Genomic DNA, 22758 nt, shown 5'->3' on the forward strand with positions numbered 1-22758 from the left:
TTTTCACAACACGTACGTATCACTTTCGAGCCCAGCCGGTTTTCTGACGACCAGCTGACGGATGTTTATGAACAGCTGACTCCCGTTAACCACCACGTGCTTACCCCTCACGACCAGGCCCAGGCCAAACCTCACCGGGCTCCTGCCCGCTCAACCGCTAGACGGAGCAAAATGTTATGAACAAGGCACTGGTCGCACTCTACGCCCGCGTTTCTTCCGGGCAACAGGTAAAAAATGGCACCATCGGCAGTCAGCTTGCAGCAATCAAGGACCGCATCCGTGAGGACGGCCACGTGTTGCCTGACGCCATGCTCTTTATCGATGATGGTGTCAGCGGTGCTACACTTATCCGCCCGCAACTAGAGCGCCTGAGGGACTACGCGGCGGCAGGCGATATTGAATGCCTGTACATCCTGTCGCCCGACAGGCTAGCCCGTAAATACGCCTATCAGGCTCTGCTGATGGAAGAGTTCAGCGCCTGCGGCGTGGAGGTTATCTTTATCTGTCACACCCCCGGCGACACGCTGGAAGACATGATGCTTCTGCAGATGCAGGGGATGTTTGCTGAATATGAGCGGGCAAAGATTATGGAGCGCAACCGGCGTGGTAAGCTTCACGGTGCACGCTGTGGTAATGTCGGTGTCCTTTCCGGTGCACCTTACGGTTATCGGTATATCCGCAGGCAGCCGGACGGGACACCCGCACAGTATATTGTCAACCTTCATGAAGCCTCCGTGGTCAGGAAGATATTTAGTTGGGCTGGCATAGAGCGCCTGAGTCTAGGCGGTGTGGTCAGACGTCTGGCTGAGAAAGGCATAGAAAGCGCCACCGGCAAACCCGGCTGGGACCGCAGTACGGTATGGGGCATGTTAAAGAACCCCGCTTACAAAGGACTTGCTGTGTTCGGAAAAACGAAAAACTGCGCCCCCCGTCCCCGGGTGAGAGCAGCGCGCAACAGTGCAGATATCCTCAAGAACGGTTATTCAGTAATACGAAGTAAGCCGGATGACGGCATCGGGATCCCTGTGCCTGCCATCATCAACAGCGCTCTTTTCTTGACGGTCAACGAACAGCTGGAAGAAAACCGCCGACATGCACGACAGGGGCGCCGGGGAGCCGCTTATCTCTTACAGGGGCTGACTGTGTGCGGCCACTGTCGCTATGCGTATTATGGCAAAAAAGTCAGTAAATCTGCGGCAAAAGGGGGGGCGCAGTATTCTTATTACCACTGTACTGGGACGGATGCTTACCGCTTTGGGGGCATTCGGGTGTGTGACAATAAACAGGTCAGGACATCCATGCTGGATGAAACGGTCTGGGCACAGGTCATTGCGCTGCTGTCTGAGCCGGAACGGCTGAAAAAAGAATATGAGCAGCGTCTAACGCAGGCGTCAGAGCACAGTGGACAGACCGCAGATGCTGAGCGTCTGAAAAAGCAAGAAAATCAGCTAAACGTGGGGCGGTCCCGATTGATTGATAGTTTTGCCGAAGGGCTGATTGGCAAAACAGACTTTGAACCACGGATCAGAGTGATGACGCTCAGGCTGGCGGAACTTGCGCGCCAGAGAGTGAAGGTGAAACAGGCCACAGAGAACCAGCATGAGTTGCTGCTACTGGTTAACCGGGTGGAGGATTTTGCTGCTGCGGTCACGGAACGCCTGAGTACGGACGATTTTCTGATGAAGCGAGAAATTCTGCGTGCGCTGGTGAAACGGATAGAAATTTATCGTGATGAAATTGTGGTGGTTTTTCGGGTGAATCCCGGGAATGATACCAGCCTGGAAGCAGGATCAGACAAAACATATGGCAGAAGTTTGCCAGATTGTTTGCGGAGTAAGTTCTCCTTGTCTGGCCATGGTGTACTGGACGGTATGGAATCGATGCTGAAATCTATCACGAAACCCGCTGATAAGGTGCATATGATCAGGTACGCCGATGATTTTATTATTACCGGAAGCTCGAAAGAACAACTGGAAAATACCATCAAACCGGCAGTAACGGCATTCTTGTTCGAAAGAGGACTCACTTTATCGAAAGAAAAGACAGCGATCACCTCGATCACTCATGGGTTTGACTTTCTAGGATTTAATGTGCGCAATCACAAAACGGGTACGCAGGTATCCATCACTGCTAAAGATTGCCAGGTCTAATGAATTAGGCTGTATGAGAGCTTGAGCCGGGTGCATCGAAAGATGCATGCACGGATCTGAGGAGAGGGGGCAGCGGAAATGCTGCTCTCTTATCCGACTAACTGCCCATCGCTCATAAATATTCGGATAACCGTTCTGGGTATTCAATCATAAAGCGGTTTAGAGTCTGACGCCAGTTTTGTACTGGCATCGTCCACTTTTCTGATGCACATTCTATCGCCAGGTAAATCACTTTCAATGCTGACCTATCATGTGCAAATATTTTGCGCTTTAATGCTCTATTAAATATCGGGTTATTTGACGGCAATGTTTTTTATGCATGGCTAACTCAGCAGCTTTTGCCAATTTTTCCATTAGACCTCTTCGGAAACTCTGATTTATCTAATTTCCATGTTATAAATTGCTGCAATCAGATTAAATCGTAATCCAAAACGTTTTCGCCTGTTTCGATAACGATCTGATACGATTTTAAATCGTTTAATCATACCAATGACATTTTCGTTTAATACACGCTGGCTTGATAACTCACGATTGTTGCGTTTATCTTCTTTTGTTAAGGGATTTTTCTTTGTCTTTTTCTTAGGCAACGCCGAGTTTGAATGGATCTTGCCAAGCCCTTGGTAACCTGTATCTGTCACTGTTTTGATTTCAGGATGTATTCGCACGCCAGACTCTTTGAACAACCTAAAATCATGACGCCTCCCATGAGTAAAGCTTGTACAGATGACTGCTTTGCTTTTTTTATCGACGATCACTTGGGTTTTTAAGGTGGGTCGTTTCTTTTTTCCTGAGTAAAACTGCTTTTGTTTTTTTGGGGACGTTCAATCGGCGTTTCTGTGGCATCAATAAGAACGAGCTCATACTCCCTATCACTTTTTAATAAAGCTTTGCGTCCAGGGAGTGCAAAATCAGGATGCTTTATTAGCGTATTTTCTATCCATTTAATCGTTTCATAGCAGGTGCTCTCACTCACCCCATCGCTTCGGCTAACATGAAAATAAGTGCGATATTCCCGTAGATACTCAAGGGCCATTAATAAGCGATCTTCTAAACCCAGCTTGGGTTTCCGACCTCCTTTCCCTTGCTTACATTTATCTGCTTCATTCAATATCTTTATCATCTTTTCAAATGTACTGCGTTTAACTCCGGTTAAGCGCCGAAATTTTTCCTCTTCCAATACCTTTATTTGTTCATATTTCATGGGGGCTCCTTGTTCAGGAGATTTTTACCAACATTCCTACATGAATGCTATAGCAGGCGCCGTATCAGTTGATTATGAAAATTAGAAATAACATATTGATATTAATTAATATTTATTAACAAAAGTGATCACGTTACATGGCGCCTGCTATAGTTTCCGAAGAGGTCTATTGATGAGTGATGAGCAGTTACACAGAATCTAGTACAGGCCCGATGGTAAAATTATGATCTAGCCATTTATGCTGATACAGAATTATGAACACTCCTCATCACCATTCAAAACACTGAAAATTATATTATTAATATCCACAGAATATTATGGTTCTTTTAATAAAAACCAGCATTTCGAAATTAAATGAATATGTCGCATAGTATTATTTTCCTCCTCGTAGTGCACTTACTTTACTATATTTTTATCCGCTTTTCCTATCAGCTTGCTTATTGTATTTTTTCGAGTATCGAGAATCACAGTCTACATCATATTAACTTTAAGGATTTTCGGCATTTATCTTTGTTGTAAAAATTTCTTTTACAGTTTCTTCACGAAATATTTGATGTTGCTTTAATATTTCTTTAGCTGCACCCTGCTTACCATATACTTTTTCTTGATCCTCGACTTTATTAAAAAGACAAGCTGCAACGATGTTTATCACCGATGTTTTATTAAATTTATCACTGATATTTTCACTCGCCTGTTGATAACAATAAGCAAGGGTATCTAAGCAAAGCATGAATTCAGTTTTTTCTTGTTGATCCATTGCTTCTATCGACTGACAGAATAGCGTGTTAATTTCTTTGTAATAGTCTGGATCATGAGATTCTTTGAGGCTCAAAACACTATCTTTCATTTTATCAAAAACAGCATCGGTAATAGGAGAACATGATTTCAGTAATCCTTTCACGTATGAAGAATAGTCATGGACACTATAAGCACCAATCGCTAGCTCCTTTTTATCTATATTCAATTCCAATTTTTTTATATTAGTCGAATTCCCAGACTCTCTTATTAATCCTGAAGTTTTATCATTTGCCGCCTGTTTGAGTCTAGTGAATATTGTTGCTAGATTATCCATACGACGATCGATGTGTTCTACACTTGAATCACGAAATGAGGAAGGAAATAGCCTTTTTAAAAAGAATGATGATAATGTTGATGGCTGAAAGACCCTCACTTTCTTTCCTGCCGAGGGCGTCGCTACGTTTTGCTTGCTCACCATTGATGATAATAGACGTTCTGTTTTTGATGGTGTTCTTATCCGTGCAATAAGCCTGTTACCTACAACACTTGTCTCTCTATTGTGCTCAGTAGGGCCTACAATAGAAGGGTCGACGGTACTGAGTTCTGGAACGGTGAGTCGCAGCATTTTCACTACTCCTTAATATCTTTTACAATAATTTAGCTACAGGGAGCTCATTGTAATAATGGTCTCTTTTTCGATAACTCTGGGGAGGATGTCAACAAACTAATCACGGCTTGCTTAACACAAGAAAGGCCTTATCATCCCCAGCTCATCGTCATTTTTCTGATCCCTTGCAAGGTATATTCATTTAAAAAATTATAAATTTTGCTATTGATATTCCAGCACCAGATGGCCGACACGCTGAACCAAACTTCATCAGTACGTATATTTCTTTCTTGTGTAGCCGCTTCCGTTGGAGGTAGCCTTGCGCCTCTTGTGTTATTGAGCATAATATTTATCCCAAATAGGTTGTTGATTTTTCTATAAATCTGTTTCCATACGATGAACATGACAAATAACACTGAACAGATCTTTCTTAAGCAACCGCCAACTAATTTGTAGCATTTTTGTTATAAATAAGTAAACATATTATTTAAATATTATTAATATTTTTAATATAAAATGATCTTTTTTGATACAGTACGAGGAAATATTGAAATTTAGCCGACATATTTTGAAGAACAGAGTTTTCAACTCTTATTCACGTTGTATTTAGCTACTGCCGCGTTGTGCAAAGGGGGTTCTACGCACTTATTTGAAATAACAAAAAAAAGGGGGGGGGGTTGTACGATACGCCTCGCAAGACGACGCTTACCCCCATCCATGGAATAATTGGGTGTGGTTACATAGACTACGAGCCTTTTGAATGCTTGATACGGTAAATTACTAACAGGATATGCAAGGTTATGTTAGTCAACAGGTTGGGAAAGTATTGAGGTAGTTATTTTGCACGCCAATGTGTACTGCCAAATACAGTCATTATGTATTGTAGTAGCTCAAACTTAACCTGACAGACACAAGCTAAGCCATCGAATTTGTCAGAGTAGTCTGACTGTGCGATGGTTCAAATAAATTATCGAGTTGTTTTTCTTTTACTAACTCTTTTGATGCAATCCAAGTTTCCCAGGGGGTTTTGCCATAACAATACCAGCCTGAATGAGGTCGCTCTCTGTTGTAGAATGCGAGCCATTTATCGATGTCTTGCTGAATGTCTTCCAATGATGAATAAATTTTACGCCGAAACATCACGTCATAGCCTTCATTTTTCATCGTCTTATGAAACCGCTCACAGATACCATTAGTCTGCGGGCTGTATGCCTTGGTCCGCGTATGCTCGATATCTTCTAGCTCCAGGTAAAGCTGATACGCATGGGTTTCCTTTTTCCCCGAGTATTCTGACCCTCTGTCGGTCAGGATACGCAATAAGGGAACCGCTTGCTCATCATATAATGGCAGCACCTGATCGTTTAACATATCTGCGGCAACCAAGGCATTTTTCTCTGTATAGACCTTGGCAAAAGCGACTTTGGAATAGGTATCAACAAAGGTCTGCTGATAAATTTTACCCACACCTTTAATGTGCCCCACGTAGTAAGTATCCTGAGAGCCGAGATAGCCCGGATGTTGCGTTTCAATTTGTCCATGAGCTTCTCGTTTATCCTGCACTTTTTCTAATGCTTGCAGTTGGGCTTCCGTCAGTAAGTACCCCTCCTGCGCTACTTTGGCTTCCAAGGCAGAAAGGCGTTTCTTGATATTTTCCAGGTCAGATACCGTCTTGCCCATCATGATGCAAGTGCTATTTTTGTATCGAATGGGATGCCTGATTTCAGCACACCATACGCCAGTTGGAGTAATTTGCGCATTGCCGCACAGACGCCCATTTTACCCCCTTTATGGCGTGATACGAGTCGTTGCCACTGTGCTTTCACTATCGGATTACAAGAAAGGGCAGCCAGAGCGGGCATATACAACGCTTTCCTGAGCTCGGTATGACCCCGTTTTGATAGGCGGCTCCGTCCTTTAAATAAACCTGATTCACAAAGTTTTGGGTTAAGCCCGGCATAGGCCACCACTGCCTTACTGTTAGTGAATTTTGACACATTACCCACATACGCCAGCAAACTGGCACTTAGTATTTCACCGATACCAGGAATACTCTCCAGCAACGCTTTATTTTTCTTTAAGTCAGGATCGTTATCGATATGGTTTTTTATTTTTTCTTTGGTGGCCTGGATTTGTTGTTTAAGTGCAGAAATGATTTCAAGCAGTGAGGATTGAACGACATCGTCAGCCACTGATTGCCGATTTTCTTGCATTTGCCTCATTTCCTCTAAACTCTTTAGATGGCGTACTAGCGCGGTTAATTGACGTTCGCTCAAGGGAGGAGGAGTCCAGAGGACAGGTGTATGCAGTGCGCAGTAGCGCACTATCATTTTTGCATCCCCCTGATCCGTCTTGTTCCGACTCAGTTCACTCTCACCAAAGGCATGAATACGTGATGGGTTTTCTAGGCTGACGTCAATGCCATTATCAACTAAGAACATAGCCAGTGGAACACTGTAACTCCCTGTGGCTTCGAGACAAATATGACAATCCCCGTAAGGGATAAGCCATTTCAGTAGTTGGCTAAATCCAGAGGGGGTATTCGGGAATGCTTTTGTTTTATACTTTTTTCTCTCTACCCACACTGCAACATCGAATTTTAATTTGGCAACATCAATACCCACTGCGGTCTTGTCCATGGCTGATTCTCCCATGAAAAACAGATAATTAAATGATCGCCCCGACCTTCCTTATAAATACGTGCTCTTAGCACAAGATACCGTTCGGTCTTACAGGCGACGATAAATATGTCACCGGGGTTTTATCTGACTGCACAAGCTTTAAGCCTAAGGGCGCAAACAAACTCTCCGGTGACATCCCAATGATCAGTTGGGGATCATCAACCTTTGAAAGTTAATAATCAAGATATAAGGGTGCAACCAAACCGAGCGAACACCACTGCCGGAAATCATTATCCCCTGTCGGTTAAGTTCATTCGCCACACGGTGCTGACCATAAGCAGGATAGTCGTAAGCCATATTCACCACCGCTTGTTCTATATGCGGCTCCACTCGATTTTTTTCGAGTGGTTTTTTACGGCTTATTTCCACCAAGGCTGGCTCACCTCCCTGCTCATACAGCTTTTTAAAACGCTAATAACTGTCTCTGCTGTAGCCCATGACTTTACACGCTGACTGAACATTACACAGCTGTTTTGCCAGGTCAAGTAAGCCGAGTTTCGGTTTGATTATTTTTGCTGTTTGATTCATTTCTAACACGCCTTCATTTAATATTAAATATATTGAAATGTCAGATTAAATTCAAACTTTTACAGATATATCAACATCATTTAATCCAACTATTGTGGATATTGATGATAAATTAATCAAACAGATCACTCGTATTGACTTGCCGCTTGGTCCGGTGAAAACTCTTTGCAATAAAGGGATTGAAGCTGATATCCTTGCCGTAAAGCTTACCCTGAATCTATGACGTCGTTCGTGAGAATTTGAATAGATTTGCAAAATGGTCGTTTTACGCAAATCCTGATTTTAATAAAATAGGTATGATGTGCTGAAATTGGCTCTGTCTGTCCCTGTAGTTAAACGGATATAACAAGCCCCTCCTAAGGGCTAGTTACTGGTTCGATTCCAGTTGGGGACACCAAACATAATGTTAGCTAGTATTTTTTACTGGCTATAGTTTTAAAGAAACCTGCATTCTGACTAGGTTTGCGGGCTTTTTGTTGCCTGTTCTCTTCTAGTATGGCACGGTTATACTCTATTTTTTAGTCCCCCAAATAGGCAGTCCTATTAATGGTGATAAGTGGAAGTATTTTATTTATCATAAAAATCAATAAATTAAAAACAAAAAGTCACAATCGATCGAAATTAGGTCAAAATGCCGAGTGAAGTAATCTCTCTCTTAACGTCCGACTCGATAACTCAAAAGATAATAATTAGTATCAAATTTTGTCCCACTCACTCCCTCTGCTATCACGGTATTTATCTGTCATGGCAGAGGATTTGTGTCCCAATAATTTTTGTGCAAAATCCTTACCTCTGGCTTCACTGTGCAGCCTCGCTGATAAACTTCTGATTTCGTGAAATGAAGGTGGTGTACCCTGCCATTTTAAGCCTGATTTTTCTCTTGACCTTGCAAAACCTTTAGACAAACGTGTAGGACTGAGGTTAATTTTTTTACTTCCCATAAAGACATACTCTTCTCCCTTTATTTGTTGTCGACAATTATTGAGAATGCCTTCAAAGTTTTTATTAATTATTTCCAAACTCAAGGTTAAAGGTATCGCCAATTTCATCCCTGTCTTCTGTTGCTCTACCCACCATTTCCCATCATGAATATCTTGCCATTTCATCCGTTGGATATCTCCCACCCGCTGACCTGTCAGTAACGCTAGATCCATGCCTAATCCCACCCACGGTTGCTGCTGGTTTGCTACCCCTCTAATCGCAAGAAATTCTTCCAGTGATAAACGTTCTCGCTGTATCTGTACGCGAGGATTCTTCGTCGCTGTAGCCGGATTAGTTGCCAAATGCCCTTCTGCAATGGCTTCATTAAACATATCGATCAACAAGCTGCGGATTAATTTTGCACTAGAGGTTTTCCCTTGAACACTGTAACTATTTAAAAATTCAGCAATTTCTTTAGTGGTAAGGGTGTTCAATGTACTATCAGGAAAAGCATGAGTGATGGCCGTTAGTCTTGATTGGTAGTCTCTGATAGTGTTAGACCGAAGGCCGCGTTGATGCAATTTTTCCTTAAATCTAGCTGCCCATTCCGTCACCGATAGTGTATTAACCTCGTTGATCCTGTCTACTAAACTGTAGCGTTGGTCAAAAATCTGCATGTTCATGGCAATCGCTTCGTTGATCGCGATACGTTTCACGCTCCCTAGGCCGTATTCCTTACCTGTGCGGGGGTCTCGGTAGCAATAGTAGCCGTTATTGCGGACATACAGATTGGGGGGCAGGTCTCGGTTAGCCGGTTTTCTTTTGCGTGCCATGATACAGTCTCTCCATTAAGCGCTTTCCGGCGTAACTGGCGGGGGTTGTGGGGTCAATCTTCACGGCATTAGCGTTAACAAGGTATTCTCTGCCATCGAGCCGTGGTGGCGGTTGGATGGCACCAGAGCGGACCCATCGACGTACTTGTTCCATGCAACGTGGGCGAGGCTGATTTTGATTCCATTGCTTGAGGCTGATTTCCATCGTGGCTCTCTCTTTATTAAGGTTAAAACGTTATCACTTCGTCCGTGTTTTAGACGGAAAAGTCATAGAAGGTAATTTGAATAAATGCATTTCAAAAATAAAAAATAATGACAGGCTCTCTCTGCTAAGAGAAAGCTGTCAGTGATGAAAATAAAGGAAGGGATAATAAATATAAATAAACGCGGATAATAGAAATAATAACGCGTCGTTGTGTTTAGAAAACCTATTATTACAATATCATGATGACGGTCGATCCCTTGTTAATTTTTCAATGTGGCAATAATCGTGTCTTTGGCTATTTCACCATAATGGTCGATAAGGTATTGAGCAAAATGAGCTGCAGTTATACTGTATCCACAATGAGCGCTGACAGACGCGGCAAAGGTTTCAAGTGCTTGGTGAAGTGTCGTGCCAATATAAATCATCTCTGACGGTTCTTTCATCACGTCTTGTAACATAACGCTTCCTTTTTTTAGAGATAACATGTAAGCACTCCACTTGTATTGACAAGGAGAAGCCCTTCGCTAAACGCATTGTTTTTCGAAGAATCAATAAAATGGTTTTATGGCAATCGATGTTTAGGCTTTTTTATCTTCTTGAACCAGCTTCTTAATCGGTTAAACCAATTTTTCTTTTCATTTCTTTTCGCTTCCAAGACCTTATCTTTTAACTCTCGTTTTCTCGCTCTGCTCTGTCTGTTGCTCATAAGAAAACCTCCTACTCAATAAACTGTATCCCGGGGCGTATAAACGCGTGGGGAACAGTGCGGTCAAAGCCGGTTTGATGACAAAAATGTTTAAAGTCCAGCAATGAATGCACTTTCGCCTTTTGGTATAGAATACGAATTCTATTTTCTATTGTGCGATGAGAACGTGCCAATTTTTTACCTATTTCCTTGGCACTCATCGTGCGTAATAAATAAAAGACTATCCTCAGTTCAGATTGTGTGAAGAGATTCGAGGGCGGTTCCAATAATAGCGTGGCAGTCAGCTTGTCCACGTAGTGTGGCAGTGAAATAATAGCCAGTTTTCTGCCATAAAAAACGGTGCCGATGCATTTCTTTCTTTTATTATGCAACGGAAAGGTTTCGTATAAATAAGGTTGCAGTTTCTGTTCACGACCAAAAAAATGCGTTTTAATGAGGGTAATTTTTTGCACGCTTTTTATAACCTCTCTTTCCAATTTTTGAGTTATTAAAGAAAATTCTGCAATACACGTAGGAAGTTCATCATCACGCCGCCCTATCACATCAAATCCTTGTGGCAAATTGAAAAAGTCAAAAAAAGCACGATTGGTATAAATAAACCGTGAGTCACAGTTTTTTATTCCCCAAACATCTTGACTATTTTCCATCATTTGATGTCAGAGACAATGAACGTAACGACAAGTTAATCTTATTCATAAATTATTCTATGAGTTTTTTTTTGTTTTTTTTCGTGCACATGAGTCGCGAATAAAATAGATAACCGATATTAAAATAAGCGGGGCTAATAGGATGAGAAAAGGCACCGTCATCCAGAATACAACGTTTTCAATCACGGGATTCTTCATCACGGTTTCTCCTTTGAAGTAACATCGGCTTTTGCGTTAAAAATGCGCCTTTTTTCCAATGCAGATTGGAACGTATTAATTACTTAAGCCAGATAATGCTAAAGGGAATAAACAGGATGCCGTAGGTGCCTTAAAGGCACCTATGCTCCTTTTTTATTTTGTAGTACGGGTTTGCTGTTGCTATTTAACAGAACCAGAGTCCGTTCATCTTACACATTGCTGCAAAGCAAACAGCACAAGACGCACATGGAAGATAGTGAGTAGACCATGAAGTGAACGAGGCTCAAATTTGATTTTTGCCGCCTCCAGTGTCTGTTTCACCACTTTGTACGAAATTGATCGCAATTCTGAAATTTCTTTTTGTGACACACCCAAAGAGAACAGCATCGCCGTTTCAAATTGCACCGGTGTTAATTCAGGAAACACTTCCCGTAATTCAGGAAATTGGGTAATATCGATGTTAGCCATTGTAGCCTCCGAGAGAGGTTATGGTGGTTAGCTGACAGGGGTGGCTGAAGACCACTTCTGTTAGCGCTAGGGTTAATTGATGTAAACGGTGATTACGTTGCCGTTGTTGTTTTGCAATTTATTGTGAATGTTATGTTTTTATTGGCAGCTTATTTTTGCGATAGAGATAAAACAATCGAATTGCCCCTTTGCGCAGTAAAACCGGTCGGTACTTGATAAAGTCATCACCGCTATGAATGCTGATTTTATGTTGATGTTCCGTCAAATATCGGTCACGCGCATAAGAGGTTGCACGCCAGCGGGTATGGGATTTACTTTCGTTATAAAGCCAATTTCTTTTCGCCAAACAGTGATTAATCTGTTGTGTATTAATACCGTTGAGCATTTTGCAAAATTGAGGGATCGTCATCCCTTCTTTAAAGAGACTTTTTAACGCGTGTAATTCCTCTTCCTGTTCTTTATTTACTAAGGCCAGTCTCATTTTTTCGCGAAACTGCTCTGCCCATGCCATAGCCGCAACCGGTGGATCTTCGAAATTAGGCAATACGCAGACAGGCCGTGTTGCTTGCTCTTCTAGCTCCCGCCAGCGAGTGGCGACTTTATGGCGAAGTGGAATACTGTAACCCATGACCAATGTCATGGTTAAATCCTGGTCAAGTAAATATTCCTGATAGGTGCGACGACTGGCGTCTTTGTAATCGGCGGAAAAGTCCGCCGATTGAATAGTGAGCACTTCAAACATTTTTCTACAGTCATAAAGTACGTCCTTATGCTGTTTACCCGTTAGTCGAGCAATTTCGCGGCTAGACATTTTTACCTGTTGATAGAGAGTGATGACATTTGACATGCAGAATTCCTTGCAAGTGAATTGCGATTAATGACTTCCGGTACGTTACCGAAGCGGAAGATTAATTAAGCTTTGATGTTGCGTCAGCGGGGGGGCTTTGCTTCTATTAACAAAATTAACGAATACCATCCCATCTTTGAAACAGTCACAAAGACGGCAGGCTAAAGGTGAATTTAGTTTTATTGAAGGCGTATAGTTGCTCGCTATCTGACCATGACACGCTATGGACGTAAAAAAACCGCACTACTCGCGTATGCGGTATTCGCTAGTTAAGGGTATTTAACACCTTTAACGCAATATTCCCCGAGGCTGAATCATCATTCAACCCGTCCGGGTATAGCAAGTGTTAAGACACCTTAATGTAGCAATACTTCAATATTTTTAATATCTTGGTCAGAAAGTCCAGTAGCCGTTTTAATTACATCGCGATTTATCCCTCGAGAGAGAAGTTCTTTCGCAATTTTTAAGGATGCTTTTTTTTCACCCTGTTGCATGCCTTGTTGCATGCCTTGTTCCAGACCTTGTTCTATGCCTCGTTTTTCGCCCCGTTTTTCGAGTTGTTGTGTAATTGTCATAATGTCCTCACGGTAAGTGGGTGTCTGATCCACGAGCGCTTTGAAGAACTTTTCAGTATTCTTCGTTTCCCCTTGGTAGGTGATATAATAGAGCAAAGCGTGGAACAATTCACGGTTTGTATAACCTTTATTCAATAGTTCTGCAATGGGTCCGACAATGTTTATCATATCACGCATGTAAATGTGTTTTTGCACCAGTTCCATCAACGCCACATGGCCGTGTGTCATGATTTCCTCATCAGGAATAACGCTAATATCCACCAAAGGAAACGGCTTGGTGTAGATTTCTCTGGCTAGCTCCGGGTCAACAAAACAATCCATCAAATCCCTGCTGTAAGGATAGGGCCGCCTTTTCCCGTGATAAAACAATATCGGCACCACAATAGGTAATTTTTCGTTCGGGTTTTTGTCAAAATATTTTTGCCAAATCCCCACACAATAGCGTAATTCACGAAACGTCATCAAAAGTTTCGGGTTGCTTTGATGTTCGATAATACACTGAATGTACGCCTTGCTGCCGTCGTTCATCTGCATTGAATAAACAATATCAGAGAAATATTGTCTCAAATTTTCATCAACAAAGGAGCAATCTTCTACTTTCAGTGTAGAAAGGTCACATTTCTCCAAAATAGCGGGCGGTAAATGTGTTTTCAAAAAGTCTCGTGCCACCTCAAGATTGCCCAAAAACTTCTTACAGAAGGCGTCGTGAGGAGAAATTATTGCTTTCATCGCTTTATCCTAAGCTTAATATAACGACGTTTCAGAAAGGCATGCCCTGGATCATACCATCTTTGCCCCTGTTTTGATGTTGACGACCACTTTTTTCAGTGGCGTTATCTTCATGCCACTTTGCCATACGTTTTAATCTGTTCGATTTCATCTTCAAGTTCCTGCAGAAATTTGCACACTTCGGTTTCAATTTCCTTGCCGAGTGCCTCATCAAAGTGAATGTGCTTTTTGAAGTAGGCTAATGTGTCAGGCAGTCGATTGTCATAGCTGACAAAGTCACACCATCTTCGCCCCGTACACAGCATTTGCGCGTGCATTTGCAGGCGGTATTTTTTTTCTGGTTCACCTGTTCTTATCGTTTTCAGATGTGTCCAGGTTTTTGGGCATTTGATTTCGATGAGACCATCCTCATTAACCAGTCCGTCGGGACTGGCGGCAAACCCCTTGATGGTAGGGTGGTCGACGAGCCCCACTTCCGTGACCTCTACTGCAAATTCACGCAATAGGTAAGCCTTACGCGCGACGGGTTCCAGTGCTGTCCCGTGCTTCATGTCGAGCGTGACAAAGGTGTCTTCCCGTTTCCCCGTCAGACGCTGGCAAATCAGCTCGGCCCTGTATTTTTTTCGCGTTGCGGCGTCGCCTGTTTTGACTTTTGCCATCACCTCTGCCAATTTGCTGGCCGTCACTTTGCCACATCGTGCGGCAAACCAGGCTTCTGTTCGTTGTTCCATTTTTTTACCTCGATAAATTGTCTTGTCATCAAAACGGAGAACCCCTCGTAGAGTAGGTCTCTGGTTTGACATCATCTCCCCAGCGACCTCTCGTCAAACCGTGCTTGCAGTTTTCCCGCACACGGCTTTCCGACTGTCTTCTTTCCACAGCGTTACGACGGCACAGGTCGGGCATACCGACTCCCTTCATCTCCGGTTACGGACAGGCTGTACAGCTTAAACAGCCCGTGGTAATCGTAGAACCAGGACGGCGGGTGGTCCCTCCACCCCTTACCCCGTTTCTTGTGCTTCTTCCGCAACATGATGCAGAGTGTCCATATCGTGTAATTCGCTATGCTCAAGAAATGCTTCCTTGAATTACCTGTCTTGAAGTAATTCCCCCATCCGCGAAGAATCGGGTTTACCTTTTCTTTCACCAATGTGGGCCAATCCCAGTGCTGCCCTTTTCGGACAACATCACGGATTTTCTGCTTAACAGACTTCATAGCCTTGGGAGTCGGATAGTAAAAGGTCTTCAACTCGCCCGTCACTTTCGATGGTTGAACTGCGAACCTGTGACCTAGAAAGTCAAACGGCTCTTTCATGGCATTAACTATCCGCGTTTTCTTGGCATTAAGCGTCAACCCAAGTCGGTCTAAGACTTTCTTGGCCTGATCCAGATAAAACTCCGGGCGCTTGCTGCACAAAATCACAAAATCGTCGGCATATCGCACGATATGAGCATCATGCGGACGTTTACCGAACGCCTTTTTCTCCCACGTCGAATCAAGCCAGTGCAGGTAGAGATTAGCGAGCAAGGGAGAACTTACTCCGCAAACAATCTGGCAAACTTCTGCCATATGTTTTGTCTGATCCTGCTTCCAGGCTGGTATCATTCCCGGGATTCACCCGAAAAACCACCACAATTTCATCACGATAAATTTCTATCCGTTTCACCAGCGCACGCAGAATTTCTCGCTTCATCAGAAAATCGTCCGTACTCAGGCGTTCCGTGACCGCAGCAGCAAAATCCTCCACCCGGTTAACCAGTAGCAGCAACTCATGCTGGTTCTCTGTGGCCTGTTTCACCTTCACTCTCTGGCGCGCAAGTTCCGCCAGCCTGAGCGTCATCACTCTGATCCGTGGTTCAAAGTCTGTTTTGCCAATCAGCCCTTCGGCAAAACTATCAATCAATCGGGACCGCCCCACGTTTAGCTGATTTTCTTGCTTTTTCAGACGCTCAGCATCTGCGGTCTGTCCACTGTGCTCTGACGCCTGCGTTAGACGCTGCTCATATTCTTTTTTCAGCCGTTCCGGCTCAGACAGCAGCGCAATGACCTGTGCCCAGACCGTTTCATCCAGCATGGATGTCCTGACCTGTTTATTGTCACACACCCGAATGCCCCCAAAGCGGTAAGCATCCGTCCCAGTACAGTGGTAATAAGAATACTGCGCCCCCCCTTTTGCCGCAGATTTACTGACTTTTTTGCCATAATACGCATAGCGACAGTGGCCGCACACAGTCAGCCCCTGTAAGAGATAAGCGGCTCCCCGGCGCCCCTGTCGTGCATGTCGGCGGTTTTCTTCCAGCTGTTCGTTGACCGTCAAGAAAAGAGCGCTGTTGATGATGGCAGGCACAGGGATCCCGATGCCGTCATCCGGCTTACTTCGTATTACTGAATAACCGTTCTTGAGGATATCTGCACTGTTGCGCGCTGCTCTCACCCGGGGACGGGGGGCGCAGTTTTTCGTTTTTCCGAACACAGCAAGTCCTTTGTAAGCGGGGTTCTTTAACATGCCCCATACCGTACTGCGGTCCCAGCCGGGTTTGCCGGTGGCGCTTTCTATGCCTTTCTCAGCCAGACGTCTGACCACACCGCCTAGACTCAGGCGCTCTATGCCAGCCCAACTAAATATCTTCCTGACCACGGAGGCTTCATGAAGGTTGACAATATACTGTGCGGGTGTCCCGTCCGGCTGCCTGCGGATATACCGATAACCGTAAGGTGCACCGGAAAGGACACCGACATTACCACAGCGTGCACCGTGAAGCTTACCACGCCGGTTGCGCTCCATAATCTTTGCCCGCTCATATTCAGCAAACATCCCCTGCATCTGCAGAAGCATCATGTCTTCCAGCGTGTCGCCGGGGGTGTGACAGATAAAGATAACCTCCACGCCGCAGGCGCTGAACTCTTCCATCAGCAGAGCCTGATAGGCGTATTTACGGGCTAGCCTGTCGGGCGACAGGATGTACAGGCATTCAATATCGCCTGCCGCCGCGTAGTCCCTCAGGCGCTCTAGTTGCGGGCGGATAAGTGTAGCACCGCTGACACCATCATCGATAAAGAGCATGGCGTCAGGCAACACGTGGCCGTCCTCACGGATGCGGTCCTTGATTGCTGCAAGCTGACTGCCGATGGTGCCATTTTTTACCTGTTGCCCGGAAGAAACGCGGGCGTAGAGTGCGACCAGTGCCTTGTTCATAACATTTTGCTCCGTCTAGCGGTTGAGCGGGCAGGAGCCCGGTGAGGTTTGGCCTGGGCCTGGTCGTGAGGGGTAAGCACGTGGTGGTTAACGGGAGTCAGCTGTTCATAAACATCCGTCAGCTGGTCGTCAGAAAACCGGCTGGGCTCGAAAGTGATACGTACGTGTTGTGAAAATGGCTTCGGTTTCATTGCTGAGGGTCACTCCGTGTGCCGTTATCAGTCTCAATAACGAGGGAAAACTCAGTGATGCTCCCATCCGGATGACCAGACTTGAGGCAGCGCCGGTGAAAACGCAGGCCCCAGCTTACGCGAAAGTTTGCACTATTGTTTGCGGAGTAATCACTCCCCCTTGCGGCGTACCGGTCGTCTCCTTCCGGATTTTCATCTCTTCCATCGCTCCAGCTTTAAGCCACATCTCGATCAGCTTTACAACCGAGCGATCAATGACTCTGGTTCGAACGGACAGCAGTAATTTATCGTGCGGAATTGTGTCAAAGTACGACTTCAAATCCGCATCTACCACCCAGTGGCACTTGAAATTCAGCCACTTGTAGATTTCCCGCAATGCTTGTTGTGCATTCTTCCGAGGCCGGAAGCCATACGAGCAATCCTTGAAGGTAGCCTCAAAAAGAGGTTCGATAACAATTTTCACCGCTGCCTGAACAACACGATCTGCGATAACGGGAATGCCTAGAGGTCTTTGCGTTCCGTCAGCCTTGGGGATGTACACCCGTTTGACCGGCAGAGGCGTGTACCTCTTTTCCATGAGTTTTGTTTGGATTTCAGCCAAGAATGACCCAACTCCAACTTCCTTTTCAATGACTTCAGAAGTCTGCTGGTCGATGCCTGGGGCACCTTTGTTGGCTCGGACTTGCTTGTAGGCCATCCATAACACATCGATCTGACACACCTTGTCATACAGCACGCCGAATTTCCGTGTTGGATTCGTCTTGGCTGCTAGGTATAACTTTCGTTGCAGTACTCGCACTCTTTCTAGCGACGTGTTTTCAGCTTTCGCAATCACGTAATGCCTCCTACAAAAAATAGCATGACAGAAGCAGAGGCCCTTCTCTCCGACGAGGTTATGTTGTCCTCATCATCAACAGTACTATGGCCTCCTCCGACTCCTCTATCCCGCGTCTATTCGAACTTCGGCGGTTACCTTATATCTTCAATTACGCGGTGGGTTAAACCACGACGGGTAGAGGTCTCGTTCGTTCCGCTCAGTTCTATGCGCACATCCCATCCTCAATACCCCGAGTTCCCGTTCTAGCTTCAAGTGGTTAGTTAATCCACTAGAACTCGATGACCTTCGCCCCCATTCCAAAGGCTCGGCGGAACCACCCTACACCACACTCTCCCAGCATTGCCGTGTGGCTGACATTTACGAGGCTTGTTCAGGTTCACTTTCGTTACGGGCTGTGTGCTTGCGCGCGCCCACGGACTGGGTCAGGGGCAACGTTTATCCGGCGTTGCTTCCATGTTTCAGTCGCCTTCCACATGTACGCCATAGCTACGCAATCAAACTAACCAATTATTGCAGCAGGACTCGCACCTGCAAGAAACTGAGCAGCTTAGCGAACCGCTCAAAACGGGATGTCATCCCCGTCGTCATTAAAATCGGTAGACGGCGTCAGGTTGCTTTGTGGCAGTGAAGAGGGCATGTATAACGGCTTACCGGGTGACGACGGAGACAGATTTGCCCTCGGTTGGCGTTCATCTTTATCCTTCAGGTTAGCCACGATTTTATTCAGGGTGGTGGCGGGTTTGCCTGCCATTTTCTCTTGTAATGTCTGACGGGTTTGGGCGAAAAAAGGCAACTGGATATCCAAGCTGTAGGTGTCCTTGCCATCGCTTTTGGTCTTCAGTGTTTTTTGCAACACAAGTCCAATTTTCTTACCGATTAATTCGGGAGCCAGAGGGGCGTTGATGTCTTTCACGACACGGGTGAGTTGCTTAATGCCGGTACAGCCCATCATGGCGTTGATCAGGTTGACGCCGTAGGGGTTGGGCGTGCTGTCTTTCTTTTCATAATACAGGTTCAGGTAGTGGGCTTTGCGTCCATCCTCCGTTTCGACAGAAAATTCAATCGATTTGGCCCCACTGGGACTGGTCATGTATTTCGCTTCAGTGAGAGTGACAATATACGCGCCTGACTCACTGATAAACCCGCTTTGGCCGGCGGCGAGCGCCGCTTCTTGATGATACGTAAAGATGACCTCATTCATGCTGCATGTCCTTCTGTGTTGTGACCCGTATCAAGGTGGTAATAGTGGCAAACTGTGGCATCCACCCCGGCGAGGTCGTTATCAATTTCATGACTGTCGAACATCCCCATCGGGGATTTAACCGTGTCTGCGCCGTCATTTTGTGTGGTAAACACGTACCTGCCGTCTTTCACGCAGGTCCGTAACACCAGGGTAAACATGCCTTCTAGGGTGATTTTTTCATCCAGCATTTTGCCAATGGTTTTAATCTTGGTTTTGCCTGATGCGGTTTCTTCGGTGTGCGATAAAAAGTAAATACGCAGCTCAGGCGGGGTATTGTGGATCGCACTGTAGATAATATTCCAGGCGTGTCCGCCAATTTCGGTAAACTTATCATAGGACTTCTCATCCGCCCGGCGCATAAATTCATGTGCCATGACATATTGAAAGTCATCGATAATCACGATTTTTTTGCCGTAAGCGTGCGCCTTCCCAATCGCGGTCATAATGGTGTGCCAAATGTCGACGACATAGAGCGCGGTGTCGGGATTTTTTTTATCCCAGGGCAGCCACCCTGAAGAACGAAAAGGCAGGGGTTTATTAATGGGTTGAATAAGTAAGCATGCTTTGGGATTGAGGTTGCGCAAACTGGCGGATTTGCCGGTACCCGATTCCCCCAGTATTAATGTGGCAGTACCCATGGTTTTTTCCTTGGTTGTTGTTCAGTCTGACCCGCCGTGAGGGTCGTTTGTGCAGTATCCATAATAGACCTCATTGTATTCATCACCGTGGTAGAGCCGTTCTTTGGCTAATATCCACTTCGCTTTTGAGATAAAAATGCTGAAAAATGCCTTATCGATGTCATCGGGTTCGGTCTCATCCAAGGCGAGTGTCAAGGCCTCACTATCAAAATGGGGCAATTTTTTAAAGAGCTGAGCGATGTGCTCAAAAGTGAAGTATTTATCCCACTCTTCCGCCTGTTCATTAATGTTGTGCCAATCTTGATCACTGAACGTGTTCATTATTTTTCGTGCTTCAATAAGAGTATCGGGTGTCATGCCAGTCGCCCTCTGCTTTTACAATACGCTTGAGACATGCGTGTATAGCCTCGCTCACTGTTAAGGAAAACTCGCTTCACACCGTTGATCATGATGATTAATGCGTGGTCTTTGATGGTAAAAATCATGGTTCACCTCGTTGGTTGAGTATTTTTTTTAGCCAAATAAAAAGGTCGATTAATCGATTGCGTCTGTGTTTCTCCGTAGGCGTGCTATAAGGCCATAGGGTGATACGGTGTTCGCTTAAAAAATCGTTCATTGTTCACCTTTGTGGGTTAATTCAATAACGCCCCTGCTAAGCAGAAGCGGTGATAACTTTGTTTGTCCTGCGGGTTCCTCGAACCGAAAATAACCAGGCTCTTGGCATTAGCCGGTTGTACAGGCTGTCCTGCGGCTTTTTACGTAAAGGAAAGGTCGTCGCTAGAGCAATCGCCCGATCTACCTCTGAGCGAGGTTGAGCACGCGCTATTTTTGCGTGATGGCCCACTCTCCGACCAAGGCTGTTTTCGATCGCTTCGCGAGAGATAGCCTGTGCTTTACGGCGTTGATGTCTGCGGTATTTGGCATTACCGCCATACGTTGCCTTGCGTTTCGATGGCGGGTAAATAATCGTTGCCATAACTTACCTCCGATTGATTTCTGGATAAGCTGGTGACACAACCTATTCAGAAACCAACGGGTAAACGCCAGGGTGCACTTTGTCAGTGCTACCAAATCCCAAATTGTTAAAGAGCATCCGCTTGAGCGGGGTAAAGCGGGTATTCTATTTCGCGAATCATTCCGATTTTCATACGCCTCGGACGGCTACTTCATGGGCTTTCCTTGCCTGCTTCGCGTTAGTGTTTGCCGTGTTGATATACAGTATTTAATACCCTGGTTATATAAATGTCAATCACCAAAGTGTTAATTTGAGTGATTAAAGTAATATGTAGTTGTTTTTAAAGTAGTTTTTTATTTTAAAAATATTGAGCTATAACTGATCATACCGAGTAATCAGGTATAAAAGTGTAGAATGAAGAGTATCTATCGAGGAAAGGTCGGGGTGAATTCATAGATCGTCAGTGGAAAAGAACCGATCGACAATGTGTTAAAGGTTTAGCGACGGAGTGTGTGAATGTTTGATAGACTGCCAATGAAAAACCCTGCACAAATAGGCAGGGTATCCTCTGATTAATCAATTATGCTGGCAGTGTAAAAAACTTTTCCCAAGATTTTAACGTCACTAAGCAACACCGTATCATCTGGATATTCATTTTGATTTAGGCCGCGCATCTTCACCATATTATTGGGTAAAGCATAGAGTATCCTCAACATGCAGAGACCACCGACAGATACGGCATATATTTTGCCGTTCTTGATCTCCGTGATGCTCTCGTCAACAGCAACAATTGCGCCTTCTTGAATGGTAGGACACATACTTGAATCAGGTGCCAGTATAGCGACGGAATTAGTCAGGGTGGTTTTAGTTTTTACAGCGATGTCCATAGGTAATCGAATCATTTTTAGCATATCCTCTCGTCCCTTATCTCTGGGGATCAGCAGCCGCTCCATGCGACCATAAAGAGGAAATTCATACTCATTTTCGCTAACTGGACTCGTTGGGTCATCAATGTGTATCCTTTCAAACCTTATTCCTTCTTGAACCCATTTATCCTTCATAGGCTCCACACCGTCGCCTAACCATTCAGGGCGAACTCTAAGCACACGCGAAATATCCAGCAGCTTTCTCGAGCGCTGGCTCTTTCCTGATGTAATTTTTTGGATGGCGGCTTGTGAAAGACCCGCCTTCACGGCGAGAGAGGCTTGGGTTAACCCTTCCACATTCATCGCATGTTTAACTCGTTGTGCAAACGTCATTTTCATACCATTAAAAATACAACTTCAGTCATTAACCGTCAAACAACTAAAGAGGTTGCTTTTGTATAACCAGGGTATTATATTAGTCATTGAAAACAATAAAGGTGATTCATATGAACGTAGTAATTAAAACCGCAATTACCCTTGTAGGGACTCAAACGAGACTCGCTAAAGCCTGTGGTGTGACTCAATCTGCGGTACAGAAGTGGTTGTATGGTAAGTCAAAAGTGGCCCCTAAAAATGTTAAACCTTTGGTAGAGGCCACTCAGGGTGTCATTCAGGCTTACCAAATTCGCCCGGATTTGCCCGACCTTTTTCCACATCCAGACGAAGCGGCCTGATCTCATCGTGACGCCATGCTCTCATAACGCAAACAAAAGTATAACCCAATAAGGAATAGGATAAA

General features: G+C 44.8%; 23 protein-coding genes, 1 tRNA gene and 2 pseudogenes. 3 read left to right on the forward strand and 23 right to left on the reverse strand.

Annotated elements, in window-relative coordinates; genetic code table 11:
• Positions 1-176: 176 nt before the first annotated feature.
• Positions 177-2150 carry a recombinase family protein gene (locus AAHH42_RS05760; protein WP_342221849.1) on the forward strand — a complete coding sequence of 658 codons (1974 nt, stop codon included), beginning with the start codon at positions 177-179 and terminating at the stop codon, positions 2148-2150.
• 377 nt (positions 2151-2527) lie between these two features.
• Here the strand turns inward: AAHH42_RS05760 and AAHH42_RS05765 are convergent.
• The 6 genes and pseudogenes from AAHH42_RS05765 to AAHH42_RS05790 form a co-directional block, all read right to left on the reverse strand.
• A protein-coding gene (locus AAHH42_RS05765) for an IS5 family transposase (RefSeq protein ID WP_240313793.1) occupies positions 2528-3351 on the reverse strand; the annotation gives its coding sequence in 2 pieces (ribosomal slippage) (positions 2528-2964 and positions 2964-3351; 825 coding nt in all).
• Positions 3352-3838: 487 nt separating this feature from the next.
• Positions 3839-4714 carry a hypothetical protein gene (locus tag AAHH42_RS05770; protein ID WP_342221850.1) on the reverse strand — a complete coding sequence of 292 codons (876 nt, stop codon included), beginning with the start codon at positions 4712-4714 and terminating at the stop codon, positions 3839-3841.
• A gap of 134 nt (positions 4715-4848) precedes the next feature.
• Positions 4849-5040: a hypothetical protein gene (locus AAHH42_RS05775; protein ID WP_162860021.1), complete on the reverse strand. Its 192-nt coding sequence runs from the start codon at positions 5038-5040 to the stop codon at positions 4849-4851.
• A 571-nt stretch (positions 5041-5611) separates the two neighbouring features.
• Positions 5612-6355 (reverse strand): annotated as a pseudogene (locus AAHH42_RS05780) (integrase core domain-containing protein); the annotation flags it as partial.
• A gap of 17 nt (positions 6356-6372) precedes the next feature.
• The gene (locus AAHH42_RS05785; RefSeq protein WP_342221038.1) at positions 6373-7347 is read right to left on the reverse strand and encodes an IS110 family transposase; all 975 of its coding nucleotides are present in this window, start codon (positions 7345-7347) and stop codon (positions 6373-6375) included.
• Positions 7348-7569: 222 nt separating this feature from the next.
• Positions 7570-7902, reverse strand: a pseudogene (locus AAHH42_RS05790) (helix-turn-helix domain-containing protein); the annotation flags it as partial.
• A gap of 322 nt (positions 7903-8224) precedes the next feature.
• Between AAHH42_RS05790 and AAHH42_RS05795 the strand changes: the two are divergent.
• Positions 8225-8299: transfer RNA gene (locus AAHH42_RS05795), tRNA-Arg, on the forward strand.
• 298 nt (positions 8300-8597) lie between these two features.
• Here AAHH42_RS05795 and AAHH42_RS05800 read toward each other — a convergent pair.
• From AAHH42_RS05800 to AAHH42_RS05880, 17 genes are all read right to left on the reverse strand, one after another.
• Positions 8598-9656: a site-specific integrase gene (locus tag AAHH42_RS05800; protein WP_119797245.1), complete on the reverse strand. Its 1059-nt coding sequence runs from the start codon at positions 9654-9656 to the stop codon at positions 8598-8600.
• Positions 9631-9861: an excisionase gene (locus tag AAHH42_RS05805; RefSeq protein WP_119797246.1), complete on the reverse strand. Its 231-nt coding sequence runs from the start codon at positions 9859-9861 to the stop codon at positions 9631-9633. Before AAHH42_RS05805 ends, AAHH42_RS05800 begins: the two co-directional genes overlap by 26 nt.
• Before the next feature lie 260 nt (positions 9862-10121).
• Positions 10122-10319, reverse strand: coding sequence for a hypothetical protein (locus AAHH42_RS05810; RefSeq protein WP_119797247.1), 198 nt, complete (start codon positions 10317-10319; stop codon positions 10122-10124).
• Between the two features lie 104 nt (positions 10320-10423).
• Positions 10424-10567, reverse strand: coding sequence for a hypothetical protein (locus AAHH42_RS05815; protein WP_342221145.1), 144 nt, complete (start codon positions 10565-10567; stop codon positions 10424-10426).
• An 11-nt stretch (positions 10568-10578) separates the two neighbouring features.
• A complete protein-coding gene (locus tag AAHH42_RS05820; protein WP_342221851.1) occupies positions 10579-11217 on the reverse strand; it encodes a helix-turn-helix transcriptional regulator in 639 nt (212 codons plus the stop codon).
• 399 nt (positions 11218-11616) lie between these two features.
• Entirely contained in the window at positions 11617-11880 is a 264-nt protein-coding gene (locus AAHH42_RS05825; protein ID WP_342221016.1) for a transcriptional regulator, read from the reverse strand.
• A 130-nt stretch (positions 11881-12010) separates the two neighbouring features.
• Positions 12011-12727 carry a Rha family transcriptional regulator gene (locus tag AAHH42_RS05830; RefSeq protein WP_342221852.1) on the reverse strand — a complete coding sequence of 239 codons (717 nt, stop codon included), beginning with the start codon at positions 12725-12727 and terminating at the stop codon, positions 12011-12013.
• Positions 12728-13083: 356 nt separating this feature from the next.
• Positions 13084-14031 carry an Rpn family recombination-promoting nuclease/putative transposase gene (locus AAHH42_RS05835; protein WP_342221853.1) on the reverse strand — a complete coding sequence of 316 codons (948 nt, stop codon included), beginning with the start codon at positions 14029-14031 and terminating at the stop codon, positions 13084-13086.
• A 110-nt stretch (positions 14032-14141) separates the two neighbouring features.
• Entirely contained in the window at positions 14142-14762 is a 621-nt protein-coding gene (locus tag AAHH42_RS05840) for a lambda exonuclease family protein (protein WP_342222025.1), read from the reverse strand.
• 152 nt (positions 14763-14914) lie between these two features.
• Positions 14915-15601, reverse strand: a complete 687-nt coding sequence (locus AAHH42_RS05845; RefSeq protein WP_342221150.1) for a group II intron maturase-specific domain-containing protein — start codon at positions 15599-15601, stop codon at positions 14915-14917.
• Positions 15549-17228: a recombinase family protein gene (locus tag AAHH42_RS05850; protein WP_342221151.1), complete on the reverse strand. Its 1680-nt coding sequence runs from the start codon at positions 17226-17228 to the stop codon at positions 15549-15551. The genes AAHH42_RS05845 and AAHH42_RS05850 overlap by 53 nt, the downstream gene beginning before the upstream one ends.
• Before the next feature lie 306 nt (positions 17229-17534).
• Complete coding sequence (locus AAHH42_RS05855) at positions 17535-18254, reverse strand: reverse transcriptase domain-containing protein (RefSeq protein WP_342221855.1); 720 nt, start codon at positions 18252-18254, stop codon at positions 17535-17537.
• 562 nt (positions 18255-18816) lie between these two features.
• The gene (locus AAHH42_RS05860; protein WP_342221224.1) at positions 18817-19458 is read right to left on the reverse strand and encodes a DUF669 domain-containing protein; all 642 of its coding nucleotides are present in this window, start codon (positions 19456-19458) and stop codon (positions 18817-18819) included.
• Entirely contained in the window at positions 19455-20138 is a 684-nt protein-coding gene (locus AAHH42_RS05865) for an ATP-binding protein (RefSeq protein ID WP_342221225.1), read from the reverse strand. Before AAHH42_RS05865 ends, AAHH42_RS05860 begins: the two co-directional genes overlap by 4 nt.
• 21 nt (positions 20139-20159) lie before the next feature.
• The gene (locus AAHH42_RS05870; protein WP_342221226.1) at positions 20160-20495 is read right to left on the reverse strand and encodes a hypothetical protein; all 336 of its coding nucleotides are present in this window, start codon (positions 20493-20495) and stop codon (positions 20160-20162) included.
• Positions 20496-20790: 295 nt separating this feature from the next.
• On the reverse strand, positions 20791-21114 hold the full coding sequence (locus AAHH42_RS05875; protein WP_342221227.1) for a hypothetical protein: 324 nt from the start codon (positions 21112-21114) through the stop codon (positions 20791-20793).
• Positions 21115-21665: 551 nt separating this feature from the next.
• Complete coding sequence (locus tag AAHH42_RS05880) at positions 21666-22352, reverse strand: XRE family transcriptional regulator (RefSeq protein WP_342221228.1); 687 nt, start codon at positions 22350-22352, stop codon at positions 21666-21668.
• Between the two features lie 113 nt (positions 22353-22465).
• Between AAHH42_RS05880 and AAHH42_RS05885 the strand changes: the two genes are divergently transcribed.
• A complete protein-coding gene (locus tag AAHH42_RS05885) occupies positions 22466-22693 on the forward strand; it encodes a helix-turn-helix domain-containing protein (protein ID WP_342221229.1) in 228 nt (75 codons plus the stop codon).
• The last annotated feature ends 65 nt before the right edge of the window (positions 22694-22758 follow it).

This window comes from Candidatus Fukatsuia endosymbiont of Tuberolachnus salignus (assembly GCF_964030845.1).
GTDB lineage: Bacteria > Pseudomonadota > Gammaproteobacteria > Enterobacterales > Enterobacteriaceae > Fukatsuia > Fukatsuia symbiotica.